Below are 1,200 nucleotides of genomic sequence, written 5' to 3' on the forward strand. Positions count from 1 at the left end.
TCGACGGCGCGATAGCCAACGTGGCGCTGCCCACCATCGCTCGCGATCTCAACGCCAGCCCGGCCAGTTCCATTTGGGTGGTCAACGCCTATCAGTTGGCGATCACCGTCTCTCTGCTGTCGCTGGCGTCGCTCGGCGATCTGGTCGGCTACCGCCGCATCTATCAGGCCGGGTTGCTGGTGTTCAGCATCACCTCACTGTTCTGCGCCCTGTCCGACTCGCTGCTCACGCTGACCATCGCCCGCGTGCTGCAAGGCTTTGGCGCCGCCGCTATCATGAGCGTCAACACCGCGCTGATCCGCATCATCTACCCGCAGCGTTTTCTCGGCCGCGGCATGGGCATCAACTCGCTGATCGTCGCCTGCTCCTCGGCGGCCGGGCCGACGGTGGCGGCGGCGATCCTGTCGGTCGCATCCTGGCAATGGCTGTTCGCCATCAACCTGCCGATCGGCATCGTCGCGCTGCTGCTGGGGATGAAATTCCTGCCGGCCAACGGCCAAAAAAGCGATAACCGCCGTTTCGATCCCACCAGCGCCGTGCTGAACGCGCTGACCTTCGGCCTGCTGATCACCGCCATCAGCGGCTTCGCCCAGGGCCAGAGCCTGACGCTGATCTTCAGCGAGATCGCCGCGCTGCTGGCGATTGGCGCGGTGTTCGTGCGCCGTCAGTTACGCCAGGAATTCCCTCTGCTGCCCGTCGACCTGCTGCGCATCCCGATCTTCGCCCTGTCGATGGGCACATCAATCTGTTCGTTCGCCGCGCAAATGCTGGCGATGGTGTCGTTGCCGTTCTTCCTGCAAAGTGCATTGGGCCGCGACGAGGTGGCGACCGGGCTGCTGCTGACGCCGTGGCCGCTGGCGATCGTGGTGATGGCGCCGATCGCCGGCCGGCTGGTGGAGCGCGTGCACGCCGGCCTACTGGGCTGCATTGGGCTGGCGGTGTTCGCGCTCGGACTGTTCTCTCTGGCGTTGCTGCCGGCGTCGCCGTCGATTATGGACATCTTCTGGCGAATGATACTGTGCGGCGCCGGTTTCGGCCTGTTCCAGTCGCCCAACAACCACACCATCATCTCCGCCGCGCCGCGCAACCGCAGCGGCGGCGCCAGCGGCATGCTGGGCACCGCGCGCCTGCTGGGGCAAACCTCGGGGGCTGCGCTGGTGGCGCTGATGTTCAACCTGTTCCCCACATCCGGCACCCACG

The 1,200-nt window shown here is 66.0% G+C and carries 1 protein-coding gene; it reads left to right on the forward strand.

Annotated features, from left to right (window positions below):
- Positions 1 to 20: 20 nt before the first annotated feature.
- Positions 21 to 1,200, forward strand: a 1,180-nt coding sequence (locus ABT171_RS41625) for an MFS transporter (RefSeq protein WP_351252159.1), incomplete at its 3' end; no start/stop codon positions are given.

Source organism: Streptomyces sp. NPDC001851, assembly GCF_040297165.1.
Taxonomy (GTDB): Bacteria; Actinomycetota; Actinomycetes; order Streptomycetales; family Streptomycetaceae; genus Streptomyces.